The organism is Coleofasciculus sp. FACHB-1120 (assembly GCF_014698845.1).
In the GTDB taxonomy this organism is placed as follows: domain Bacteria; phylum Cyanobacteriota; class Cyanobacteriia; order Cyanobacteriales; family FACHB-T130; genus FACHB-T130.
The window spans coordinates 386202-398870 of sequence record NZ_JACJTV010000002.1 but is presented as its reverse complement, the minus strand read 5'-3'; the positions used below and the strand labels follow the sequence as shown (position 1 = coordinate 398870).

Genomic DNA, 12669 nt, shown 5'->3' with positions numbered 1-12669 from the left:
ACTGCAAGAATCTTTGGCTTTTTAAAAACCTATTATGAAGTTTTATAACAATCTTTTGAGGGGTGGGGGGTCAGACCCCTCATCAGGGTATATTGAATTTAGTAGATGCACCCTGATGATCGACGCCCTCAAGTTTTTGTTGGGCGTTTTTTGTTTTACTCGACTCTTAATACCAAAACTTCAATCTGATTACCCCTCCCTGCTTGCGGGGAGGGGTTAGGGGTGGGGTTCCATTGACGCTCTAAGTGCAGCAATCTGCACTTAGAGCATTAGGAGAAAGGCACTGCCCATGCTCCCGATAATTAGCGGCGTCGTCTAGAACCAGAACCAAACGCTCCCCGACTGCGGCTGGGACTCGATCGTCCTCCGCTGCCAAAGCTGGGGCTTCTATTAGCGCGGCTGGGAGTCGATCTGTTAGACCGACGCAGCGTGCTAGAACCATAACCCGACCCAGTAGAACGGTTTCCACTTTGCGGGACTCGACGAATGCTGGTTGGTTGACTGGAGGAAGGCGATCTTAAGCGCCCGGTTGTCCGCAAGGTTTGACGATTGCTAACAGCAGGTGGCGGCGCTTGGTAGCGGGTTTGGTATTGCTGAACCGCTTGGCTATAAGTATTGCCGTATCCACCGTAACCTCTCATAATTCCGCCCGGTTGATACACCGGCGGCATATAGTAACGCGGCGTAAACAACAAACTGCCTACCGCTTGACCTGCCAACGCTCCTGCAAAAGGTGCCCAGAAGCTTGACTGCTGACGCACGACCACCGTTTGAGGTTGACCTGTTTGAGGGTCGGGTCGAGTTTCAGTTACGTTGTGAACGTATTCAATTTTGAAGTCTTCTGGAATGTGTAGAGATGCCTGACCGTTCGCTGCTTTCAGATAACCCTTCTGACCAGACTTAATTTCTTCGTCTGTCAGACGGGCCATTTGCAAATCTGTGCTGCGATAAACCGCAGGTGTGCCCGGAGGGGTATTGAGCAACATGAGGGTGTATTCCCCATCGGCATCATTGTAGGTTGCCTGCTGGACTGGATATTGTCCGTCAGGCAAACGACTTTGAGCGGTCGTTGTCTTGAAGTCCCGATTCTGAGATGGGACTTGGCTTGTGGTTGAGGGGCTACCACAAGCTACCGTGGTGCAACACAACGTCAGGGACATGAAAAGGATGGTCAATCTACGTAACATAAATTGATGAATAGTTTTGATGAGGAATCTATTAGCCATTAAAGGGGAATTAGTTCTGGAAAATTCAGCAACAATTGATCGTTTGTCAGTTCATCACCCAACTGCGCTGGAGAAAAGTGAACTTGGATTGCTCGCAGCCTTTCCTGATAGTGCAGATTAATTAAGGCTTTTAGACCTTCTTTGAGCGCACTAAGATTCGCGAGATCGCCTTCGAGTGAGGGAACTTCCCCCTCGTAAGCCACGGTAATCATCACAATCAAGTTGCGCGTGACCGGCAGTGATAAGGGTTCATTTCCAGGAGGAGTTTGGCTGAAGTCTGGTTCGCTCAAGTAGCGCTCAGCAGAGTCTGTGAACAATTCATTCACGTAGTCTCCCGCTTCACCTTCATCCCAGAAAACGTCGCCTTCATTGGCTGCGGATTGCCAGTAGGTATCGTTCTGTAAGAGGTTCTGGCAAATTTCAACCAGTCCTTCTCCCAAAATTTGCAGATCCCCGTCAGCTTCGACGGCTTCTCTAGCAGCACGATTGAGAACTCCCAACAGAGGCGCAACCTCTGCACCTGCTAGATGGACAAACAAACGGCAGACTACAAAGCGGCTTTTGCCACTGATTTGATTGAAGCGATCGCGCCAAGAAGTCATGACTTATCTTGCTGTTAAATGCCAATCTTAGTCAATTGAACTACTTTTATTACTTTACTCGGTGGGTGCGATCGCAGCCGTCTACCCTCAGAATGGTTTGACTGCTCTAGTCGGGATGGAGACTCGCTGTCCTTTCCAGATTGTGTAAAGGATTGTGTAAAGGCAATGTCACCGTGCAAGTGGTTCCCACGCCGACTTCACTCTTTACCGCAATTGTGCCGCCGTGTAAGTCCACACACTTTTTCGTCACGGTTAGCCCTAACCCTGAACCAGCGATATTTCCAACATTTTCCCCTCGATAGAACGGCTCAAATAGATGAGGTTGGTCTTCGGGCAGAATCCCAATGCCTTTATCGCTAATTTGCAGGATCGCTTCTTGGCGATCGCAAACCAAGGAAAAATGAATATGACTACCTTGGGGGGAGTACCTAATCGCATTGGAGAGTAAATTAGTAATAATCGAGCGCAGAAGTTTTTCATCGATTGCTGATTTTGTAGCTAATTCTGGACTATCCCCTTGGCTAACAAATATTATTGAATTTTTACTACCCGCGATTAACCGCATTTCTTCAGTTAAGTAGTAGCAAAGCTTTCTGATATCAATAGACGAAGGATTGAATTCTAATTTCCCTGCTTCAGCTCTATTGATGATTAGAATATCTTCTAATAGCTGAACCATATGTTTGGCACTGGCTTGAATCCGAAAAATATTCTTCAATACTTTCTCTTTTGACCATCGCTCGAAGGAATTTTCTAAGGATTGGACAGAGAGTAAAATCGTACTAATTGGAGTGCGAAATTCATGAGAAACCATTGAAAAAAACCGCTGTTTAAGTTGACTTAGTTCCTTTTCTCTTTCTAGCGCCAGATGAATTTCTTCAGCTCTTTTAAGCTCGGTGATATCTACCGCTGTACCCAGGATTTGTTCGGGTCTACCGTCAGCAGTTCGCGTAAAAACAACCTCACTGATACGAAACCAACGCCATTCATCTGTGGCGTTTTTCATGCGGTATTCTTTTTCGATGACTTGACCCTCTTTAGTAGCGGCAAATTCTTTGTTAAATTCTTCAGCCTTAGCCAAATCTTCAGGGTGTAAAAAATCCGATAAAATCCGCGAACCGATTGCTTGAATTTCCGCCTGGGTACATTGAAAAAAGTCTTCCGTCCGGCGATTGGCATAAACATTACAATCTTGGATTATGTCATAAATGTAGAGCCAATTAGGAGTTGTATCAGCAATCTTCTGGATGAAACGTTGACTTTCCCTCAGCGCTTCCTCGTTAGCTTTGCGCTCGGTGATGTCGAGGCAGGTGCCGATATAACCTGCAAAATCTCCTTCTGGGGTAAACCGGGGAACTCCTTTATCTAAAATCCAACCGTATTCGCCATCAGCCCTTCTCAGCCGATATTCCATACAAAAAGAAATTCGGGAATTGAAAGCGGATAAGTAGCTATCTAAACAATGCTGAATATCTTCAAAATGCACGCCTTCCAACCAACCATTCCCAAGTTCTTGTTCTAGATTTCGTCCGGTAAAGTTTAGCCAAGTTTGGTTGAAAAACGTATAAAGTGCGTCTGGATTGGACATCCAGATCATAACGGGGGCGCTATCAGCCATCATGCGGAAGCGAGCCTCACTCTCCCGCAGCGCTGCCTCCGCTTGCTTACGCATGGTAATGTCGCGTAACACTGATAGATTTCGCCCAGGAAGAAAATTAGCTCTAGCAGCATACTCAACTTCTCGCACGTTTCCATCCGGATGAAGGAGGCGCAATTCTCCGGTTGCCAGCCCTTGTTTTTGGAAGTTGTGCCACGCCTGTTCAAAATCGAAACAAGGCTCCACAAAGTCTGCAATCCGCTTTCCCAGGAGTTCTGAAACTTGCATTCCTAACAGTTGGCAGGCGGCGGGATTTCCCTCTACATAAGCGCCCTCGTTATCTGTAATTAATATTGCTTCGAGTGCGCCCTCAAAGATTGCTCGCAGTTGTTCTTCCCGAATACGGACATCGGTAATATCCATCGCTGAGCCGGTAATGCCAACGATTTCCCCTGCCGGATTACGCAACGGCTCTACGGTTAAATCGTAGTGGCGAACTCCTCCGTTAAGGGTAATACACATCTGTGTGCGCGTTCCAATGCCGGTTTCCAGCACTGGGCGCTTAATTGCTACCATCTGTTGAGCATCTTCAGGTGTAAAGACTTCTGATTCTAATTTTCCGAGTACGAATCTTGAGGTAGGATGATTTATCCAGGTGTAGCGTAAATTGGTGTCTTGATTGAAGACAATGATAGGTGAATTTTTGAGCGCAATCCGAAAGCGTTCCTCACTGACTCTCAGTGCTTCTTCAGCAGCTTTGCGATCGCTAATATCGGTGGAGATACCGCCAATTGCATAGGGAATTCCTTCGGCGTTATAAATGAGAAACTTCAGGGATAAGTAAGTGCGGATGCCGTCGGGGCAAGGAATAAGTTCTTCAAACTCAAAAGAACGTCCAGACTCAAGGACTATTTTGTCGTTTGATACCAACCTATCGGCGATTTCCTTGGGAAATATATCGTAATCGTTTTTGCCTATAACTTCCTGTGCAGTGACGTGTAATGAATTTTCAAACTGGCGATTGACCAAAATGTGACGGCAAGAATTGTCTTTAAGGTAGATAATTGCTGGGGAGTTATCTAGAATTGCCTGGAGCCGTTGTTCGCTCTCTCGAAGAGCGAATTCTGCTTGTTGGCGTAGCGTAGCGTGCCGCAGGCGATCGCTAATATCGCGAGCAAAAAAACTAACATACTTCTTGCCCTTAAACTGCAAGTAATTGCATGTCACCTCAACAGGGAATATCCTGCCATCTTTGCAACGATGATGAGACTCCAGAGAGAGAGAGCCGCCTTGCTTGATTGCTTGCCAAATCTCTGGATAGACTGCTGAGAGAATGTCCGGATTTATGTCCGGTAGGTTCATCGAGAGTAATTCTTCCCGTGAATAACCGATGGAATGACAAAGGGCGTCGTTTACATAGATAAAACGCCCCTCCAGATTTATCCAAGCGATCGCATATACTGCCCGATCGACACAAAATTGGGTCAGATGTAAGGCTTCTTCGGCTCGCTTGCGCTCGATAATTTCAGCCAGCAGCAATTCATTCGTACTAACGATTTCTGCGGTTCGTTCCTGAACTCTGATTTCTAGTTGTTCATTAACCTTTCTGAGTGCTTCCTCTGCGCGTTGACGCTTGATATTTTCGCTATAAAGAAGCAAGTAGACCCAGCATAAAAGCAAAAAGATCGAGCTAGTGCCAAGATAATGCATCAGAATTATATTTTGGGCGCTGGTTGAGACTGCTAGCGATCGCTGCTGTAAAAATGCTTGCTCGTCTTTCTGCATCTGCTGGATTAACTGGCGAATTTCACCCTGACGCTTCTGTTCTTCCTCCGTTTGAGCAATCTGAACCGCCCCATCTTTATCGTTTTCCTGCGGCAGGGAAACCGATTTTTTGAGTACAGGGAGTTCCTTCGCGACTTCTTTCGTTACTAAAGACTCAAGCACATTCAACTTTGTCTGTTGGGTAAAGCGATCGCCAGTTAACTTTCGGAGCTTTTGGATTTTTGAACCAATTTCCGGGCTAGCAGCAAGATCGGCGTTCAGCCAAGTTTCGTTGCCGGTTCGGATGTAGTTACGTTCTTTTGCTTGAATATCTTTTATCGTGGGAAGGATTTCCTCAAGATTCTGCACAACTTGATTGGTGCGCTGTATCAATGCATGGCTTTCGATCAGTCGAGTCATGCTCCAATACGAAGCTGTACTCGTTGCGGCAAGTAGCAACAATGCCAATCCTAAACCACTGATAATAATTGTTTTTTTTATAGACCACTTCATAGCAGTAATTTTTGGCTGAAGTTACTGTTTATGCTGCGTTAATCTTCTGAATGATAGATGATATTCTATGGGTAGGGCAGTTTAGCCAATTAGAAACTTTTTAATCGTCTTTATTTCCCATTTCCTATCAACTAAAAGCAATTTATGCAATGAGAATCCTTCTCATAGAAGATGATTTGCGTCTTGCGGAAGCTTTAGTAGAAGCTCTTACTGACCAAATTTATGTGGTTGATGTGGTTACAGATGGAGAAAGTGCATGGGAGCAAGTTCAAACCCTTGCGTATGACTTAATTTTGCTGGATGTAATGCTGCCTAAGCTAGATGGCATAAGCCTTTGCCGTCGTTTGCGATCTCATGACTACAACCAACCAATCTTGATGATGACTGCCCGCGATACCAGCACGGATAAAGTGACTGGGTTAGATGCTGGAGCAGATGATTATATTGTTAAACCAATTGATCTGCCAGAATTATTAGCCCGGATACGCGCTTTGTTGCGTCGAGGGAGTTCCTCGGCATCCCCAGTGCTAGAGTGGGGCAGCTTACGCTTTAACCCTAGTACCTATGAAGTTAGCTATGCTGAGCAATTCTTGCACTTAACCCGTAAAGAGTATTCTTTATTGGAGCTGTTCCTCCGCAATGGTCGGCGGGTACTCAGCCGCAGTAGTATCATTGAACACGTATGGTCTCTGGAGGAACCCCCAGAGGAGGAGACGGTTAAAGCCCATATTAAAAGCCTAAGGCAAAAACTCAGAGCAGTGGGAGCGCCGCCTGATTTGATTGAGACAATTCACGGGATTGGGTATCGCCTTAAACAGCCATCTTAAATTTGATGCTTTGGGAACATACACCAAGCAAAATTTTCCTTACAAAACTTTACTGTTTTTTTCATTTCTTCCCGATTTCTTCCCGATTTCTTCTCTATTTTTTTACATTTGAGACGTAATCTTAAATTCAAAACAGTCTAGAGTCTGTTTCCCAATCTGACGACCTCCTTTTAATGCAGGCTGGGTTAGTCGGCATAGGCTAGAAACGATTAATCCAGTATGCTCTCCCTGGACTTGATAAAATTGATATTCATCCAATTTAATGTGAGTTTAATGTTAATATTCATGCCTTGAACTTGCAAAGCAGTCGATGTTAACAAAAACCTCTAAGCAAGAAACCCTTAAATTGGATGGGTGAGGGAACTTATTACCTATTATCCAGCTTGTAGGAACTATTGTGGTCTCTTCAAAAGCAAGTGATTTTATCTCTATCTGTATCTTTACTTGGAGAATTTTTAGAAAAGACAAGCGAGTATATTTTGTTTTCAAATTAGCAAATTTTGGGAAAACTTTTGATATTTCTAAAAGTGAACAGGTGAATAAACCAATAAATCTAGCTTTCAGCAATAGATATAAGTTATAAAATTAACTAGACAAAACCAGAATGTCAACTTGCCAAAAAGTGAGGTTGAAATGGCTGATCGAACCATCAATTTAACAATGTTATGGGTTGCCGATGAAATTGCTCAAATCTTAGACAATGAACAAGAATATTTTGAATACGGAGCTTTTTTAAATTCTAGATTATATAAAGAATTAATGAACTATACCTTGAGCCGAGTTCCTAACGTATACGCTGTGATTAAGGATGGTCAGAAAATTTCAGAGCAATGCAATCGTCGTTACTGCTCTGGAGAAAGAAAGCTACACATAGAAACAGTAATTCGTCAAGGAATTTTTGAGATTATCCAAAAGAAGAGAGATTGGATTCAACATCAACTTTCTAACTCATCTGAGCAGAGTTTTTCTCCATCTACTTGGTTTACCTAATTTGCAAAGGTTAAAGTGAAAAAGGAAAAAAAATATGCGATCGCACCTTACCTGGTTCAACAAGGTCTTCCTTGCGATCGCATCCTTATTTCTGCCTACTCTTAGCTCAGGGAGTGCTTACCACACCGATGGTTTGGGGAATGGTTCTTGTGGATTTAATATAATTTTTACCCTGAGCAAGCAACTGTGAAGATCCACCACCATCAAGCATAATTACTTTATCTGCACCAAACTTTTTCAGTGTCTCCGCTGCATGAAACTGAGTTGAATCACTCGAATTAAAAATTAAAACTGTTTCGTAAATTCCGTTAGAGTCGCCATCTCCAACCCCCATAAAAGTTCTACCCAGATTTTTATTTATAGATTTATTCGCCTTTTCACTCAAGCCAACAATGATATTAGGCGCTGAAGAAGCGTAAAGAGAATTCTTACCCTTAAATGCGCTAATTTCTGCGCGATTATTCCAAACTGCAAGCATCAGCTTTTGGCTAGCAAATTCACTCTCCCCTGCATATCCATCACTCACAATAGTTCCATTAACTTTAACTGGAAAAGCTAAGTTAGTGATAGTGGCGGAGTTAGGATCGTTCCTGAAGAACTGACCATTCGTTATCGAAAAAGCCTTTTTATTGAAAGAATAGAAACTTTCCCAGGCTTGCGTCAGCGTTTGGCGTCTTAACTTAGGATCGTTTCCTCCATAAGCGCCTTGTCTCTTACCGGGATTGGTAATCTCCCCATAAAAAAACTTGACAGACGCGCCTTTGCTCAAATCAACAACTTGCACGTAATCAGAGTTTTGGTGATAAAGCGTAGCTCCTGGCGCACTTCTAATCGCTTTAAAACCAAGAGGCAAGAATTTTTGATTGCGATCGCGTTTAATAAATGATGTTTGTGAGGAAATACTGTTTCTAGCATCCCACGCTGGAGAATATTCCTGGCGAATAGAATGCGCGGCTACATAAGCAACAGGCAAAACGGCAAAACCCGTCTGTGCGGTTTTTAAATACCTTGAGTTTGCGAAGGCGGACTTCGTTGGTACTGCTGAGGCTGCTATTCGCTCGGACTTGGCTCGATCGTTCTCAAATATCAATGCAGGAATTGGAGCGCTCAAGTAGATGCTTTGAGCGATCGCACTAAAAATCAAATATGCAAACATGAACAATCTCTTCTCGAATTAACCTGGCTGACGATATTTGATTCGCTAGCGAGAGCTACAGATCGTTCGCGGCTATCCTCCGAGCGGCTAATTCAGCCCCAAGTTGAATCGCTGCCTTCATACTGGTAGCATCGGCAATTCCCTGACTAGCGATATCAAAAGCAGTTCCGTGATCGGGGGAGGTGCGGATGAAGGGAAGACCGATAGAAGTATTGACTGCTCGGTCAAATGCCATTAGTTTAACGGGGATTAAGCCTTGGTCATGATAGAGTGCCAGGTAAGCATCGTGAGCAGATGAGATGCCATTTGAACCGAACCAGGCTTGACCAGGCTTGACCCACATCGTATCTGGGGGAATCGGGCCATCTAGTTGCAGATCGGGTCGCCGTCGCTCTTCCTCTAGCCAAGGGATTAACCAGTCGATTTCTTCTCGTCCTAGTTGTCCTTGTTCGCCGCTGTGAGGATTTAATCCAGCAATCGCTATCTTTGCCTTTTCTATCCCAAAATCTGCTTTTAAGCATTCCAGCAACAAATCAAGCTTATTCGTCAGCAGTTGCGGTGTCAGCACCTCAGCGACTTGACGGAGGGGAATATGAGTCGTGGCAAGTAAAGTGCGGAGTGTCCAACCAGTATGAGGCGATCGCGCCACAAATAACATCCCAAAGCGCTGGACGCCGGAACGCTTGGCCAACAGTTCCGTTTGACCCGGATAATCATATCCTGCGGCTTTCCAAGCAGATTTCGCAATCGGGCCTGTAACAATGCCTTGGAACTCACCCGCAAGGGTCTGCGCGATCGCAGTTTCCATATAAGCAAAACTAGCCGCGCCACTCGCAGCATTCCCCGTCCCAATCTTGATTTGCCGCTCTATTTCCCCATCTAGTGGGACATCAAGAATTGATAAATGTGCCGGGTCTGCTAGCGGTGCTGACACCAACTCAGATGCCTTCCCACCCGCTTCTAAAGCTTGTTTAGGCAGGCTTTGTTCCTGTCGCTGGGAGGGACGCGGCATCGTGCCCCTAGGTTGTCCGGTCAATCGATGATAAGTTTCTTGCAACAGTCCCCGGCTGCCAACGACTGTAATCTCGCAATTTTCGATAACCGTTGGATCTGCCAATGCCTTCAGCACCACCTCTGGCCCAATCCCCGCCGGATCTCCCAGTGTTACCGCTAACCGAGGACGTTCTTGCCGTTGCGTGAGAGTGGTAGGTGTTTGTGTAAAGAAAGTTTTCACAGCTTTCAGTTTAAAATACTCTAAACTTTTTAATTGATTCCTAAGGAGCCTACAACCGATGAGCGGTGAGATTTTTAATGCAGCTATATTGTCCTCTACCCTGATTTTAGTGGGTCTGGGTCTGGGCTTTTTGTTACTCAAAATCCAAGGTGGAGAAAACGAGTCCCTCTAAGGGCAACCTACCGTGTACACACATCTTGTACAGGATGCGAAACGCTCTCCGATCCCCCTTGCATCCCTCTTAAAAAGGGGGACTTTGATTGGATTTCCCCCCTTTTTAAGGAGGGTAGGGGGGATCAAAACGTTGTGGGGCAACATTAGAAGACTTGTGATGTACACGGTAGCTAAGGGCAACCCCTGAAAGCAAGGGCAGGCGACGCTAGTGCGTCTTCCATCAACGCGCCTAGCGGCTTGTCCGTTGCCATAAAAACGAATCGTTAATCTGTTCCTCGCCCGTTGCTTTGTCATCTGGCGAGAATTTGCTATTGGGTATTTTCACAGGATTAGCGACTGACAATTGAGGTGCGCGATCGCTGGGTTTACTATTTTTGTAAACTTTCTTTGCGTTAATTCTGAGATTTCTGATAACATCTTATAGAAAGTTTAAGATTCCTTACTAATTACTAGATGACTTTATTAATTGTCGGTGCCACCGGCACCCTGGGCAGACAGGTGGCTCGTCGGGCAATAGAAGAGGGCTATCAAGTTCGCTGTCTGGTACGAAGTGCGAAGAAGGCGGCATTTTTAAAAGAATGGGGCGCTGAGTTATTCGGCGGCGATCTCACCAATCCTGAAAGCCTGAAAGCAGCCTTTGAAGGTGTCACAGCCGTGATTGATGCGGCAACTTCACGACCGACAGACGGCACCAGTATCAAACAGGTAGACTGGGATGGCAAAGTAGCACTGATTCAAGCTGCCACCGCTGCCAAAGTTGAGCGTTTTATCTTCTTCTCCATCTTGGATGCTGAAAAGTACCCCGAAGTCCCGTTGATGGAAATCAAGCGATGTACGGAGCTTTTCTTGGCAGAATCCGGGTTAAATTACACCATTTTGCGACCTTGCGGCTTTATGCAGGGGCTGATTGGTCAGTATGCAGTGCCGATCTTAGATGGGCAAGCTGTATGGGTGACAGGGGACACCTCTCCGGTGGCTTACATGGACACTCAGGATATTGCTAAGTTTGCAATCAAAGCCTTAAAGGTTCCGGAAACCGAAAAGAAAACCTTCCCGATTGTCGGTTCTCGCGCTTGGGGTGCTTATGAAATTATCCGCCTGTGCGAACGTCTTTCTGGGCGAGAATCCAAGGTAACGCGAATGCCTTTGGGCTTACTGCGGACAGTGCGACGGATCGCTCGCTTTTTTGAGTGGGGCTGGAATCTAGCAGATAGATTGGCTTTTGCAGAAGTAGTAGCGACCGGCAAACCCCTAAATGCGTCGATGGATGAGGTTTATCAAGTCTTTGGGATAGACCCAGCCCAAATCACGACTTTGGAGGCATACCTGCAAGACTACTTCAGTCGCATCTTGAAAAAACTCAAGGAAATTGATTACGAAAAATCAAAAAATAAAAAGCAGAGTAAAAAGAAGATGCCCTATACATCTTGACTGATTACAGGCTCAAAGCAAAGTGAGTTGTTAGTTGTTGGTTTTTAATAGTTTACATATATAAAAACCAACCCGCGATCGCTAACAATTAAAAATGAACTACTACCGGACTCGAAGCGTGCCCAAAGCAGGGATTATTTACAATGACACCAAACCTGTAGCTTGTCGCGCTGCAACAGAGTTAAAGGACAAGCTGACAGCCGCTGGTTGGGAAGTTTGCATGACAACGGGTTCCGGTGGAATTTTGGGATATTCTCGCCCCGATCGTCCGGTATGTCATACCCCGATTGATTCCCTGGCCCCCCCTGGCTTTGATAAAGAGATGAAATTTGCTGTGGTGCTGGGGGGAGATGGCACGGTTCTGGCGGCATTTCGCCAAGTGGCACCTTGCGGGATTCCCTTGCTGGCGGTGAATACTGGGCACATGGGTTTTCTTACTGAAGCTTATGTGAACCAGATACCGCAAGCGCTGGAAATGCTCATGTCTGGGGAGTATGAAGTCGAAGAGCGGGCGATGCTCTCGGTGCAGCTATTTCGAGAGAATACCCGGCTGTGGGAAGCACTGTGCCTGAATGAAATGGTGATTCATCGGGAACCGCTCACCAGTATGTGCCATTTTGAGGTGCTGATTGGGCGTCACGCGCTGATGGATATTGCCGCAGATGGGGTGATTATCTCGACTCCGACTGGCTCAACGGCTTACTCATTGAGTGCTGGGGGGCCGGTGGTGACGCCTGGAGTGCCGACATTACAGTTGGTGCCGATTTGTCCTCATTCATTGGCGTCTAGGGCGTTGGTGTTTGCAGATAGCGAACCTGTGACGATTTTCCCCGCGAATCCTAACCGACTGGTGATGGTGGTGGATGGGAATGCTGGGTGCTATGTATTGCCAGAAGATCGGGTGTATCTAGAGCGATCGCCCTTTTCGGCTCGATTCATCCGCTTACAATCCCCTGAGTTTTTCCGAATTTTACGAGAAAAACTCGGTTGGGGTCTGCCTCACATTGCTAAACCGACGTCGGTTGAATTGCCCTAGAGAACGCCAAGAGTCATGAGTTATTCGTGATTTCCTAACGAATCACCCATGACCCGTCAGCCGGACGAATTACAAAAGTTAACATAAACCAAGCCGTTAATCTCCAGCTTTGGGTATCC

10 protein-coding genes are annotated in these 12669 nt (G+C 45.7%); 5 read left to right on the top strand and 5 right to left on the bottom strand.

Annotation, left to right across the window (positions count from 1 at the left end):
- Positions 1-302: 302 nt before the first annotated feature.
- From H6H02_RS03830 to H6H02_RS03820, 3 genes are all read right to left on the bottom strand, one after another.
- Positions 303-1187, bottom strand: coding sequence for a hypothetical protein (locus H6H02_RS03830; RefSeq protein WP_190814786.1), 885 nt, complete (start codon positions 1185-1187; stop codon positions 303-305).
- 38 nt (positions 1188-1225) lie between these two features.
- Positions 1226-1828 (bottom strand): DUF1517 domain-containing protein, encoded by a 603-nt coding sequence (locus tag H6H02_RS03825; RefSeq protein ID WP_190814784.1) that lies wholly within the window; start codon positions 1826-1828, stop codon positions 1226-1228.
- A gap of 106 nt (positions 1829-1934) precedes the next feature.
- Positions 1935-5702 carry a PAS domain S-box protein gene (locus H6H02_RS03820; RefSeq protein ID WP_190814783.1) on the bottom strand — a complete coding sequence of 1256 codons (3768 nt, stop codon included), beginning with the start codon at positions 5700-5702 and terminating at the stop codon, positions 1935-1937.
- Positions 5703-5851: 149 nt separating this feature from the next.
- Here H6H02_RS03820 and H6H02_RS03815 point away from each other — a divergent pair, with 149 nt between their 5' ends.
- Both H6H02_RS03815 and H6H02_RS03810 read left to right on the top strand, forming a co-directional pair.
- Entirely contained in the window at positions 5852-6529 is a 678-nt protein-coding gene (locus H6H02_RS03815) for a response regulator transcription factor (protein ID WP_190814780.1), read from the top strand.
- 633 nt (positions 6530-7162) lie between these two features.
- The gene (locus H6H02_RS03810; protein WP_190814778.1) at positions 7163-7519 is read left to right on the top strand and encodes a hypothetical protein; all 357 of its coding nucleotides are present in this window, start codon (positions 7163-7165) and stop codon (positions 7517-7519) included.
- Between the two features lie 106 nt (positions 7520-7625).
- Here H6H02_RS03810 and H6H02_RS03805 read toward each other — a convergent pair whose 3' ends face one another.
- Positions 7626-8630: a phosphodiester glycosidase family protein gene (locus H6H02_RS03805; RefSeq protein WP_190814776.1), complete on the bottom strand. Its 1005-nt coding sequence runs from the start codon at positions 8628-8630 to the stop codon at positions 7626-7628.
- A 100-nt stretch (positions 8631-8730) separates the two neighbouring features.
- Positions 8731-9918: a 4-hydroxythreonine-4-phosphate dehydrogenase PdxA gene (pdxA, locus tag H6H02_RS03800; RefSeq protein WP_190814880.1), complete on the bottom strand. Its 1188-nt coding sequence runs from the start codon at positions 9916-9918 to the stop codon at positions 8731-8733.
- 49 nt (positions 9919-9967) lie between these two features.
- On the opposite strand from pdxA, the gene H6H02_RS03795 reads away from it, so the two are divergent.
- From H6H02_RS03795 to H6H02_RS03785, 3 genes are all read left to right on the top strand, one after another.
- Complete coding sequence (locus tag H6H02_RS03795) at positions 9968-10081, top strand: PetM family cytochrome b6-f complex subunit 7 (RefSeq protein WP_190415454.1); 114 nt, start codon at positions 9968-9970, stop codon at positions 10079-10081.
- Between the two features lie 455 nt (positions 10082-10536).
- A complete protein-coding gene (locus H6H02_RS03790; protein ID WP_190814774.1) occupies positions 10537-11514 on the top strand; it encodes an SDR family oxidoreductase in 978 nt (325 codons plus the stop codon).
- A gap of 118 nt (positions 11515-11632) precedes the next feature.
- Positions 11633-12550, top strand: a complete 918-nt coding sequence (locus H6H02_RS03785; RefSeq protein ID WP_190814878.1) for an NAD(+) kinase — start codon at positions 11633-11635, stop codon at positions 12548-12550.
- Positions 12551-12669 lie beyond the last annotated feature (119 nt).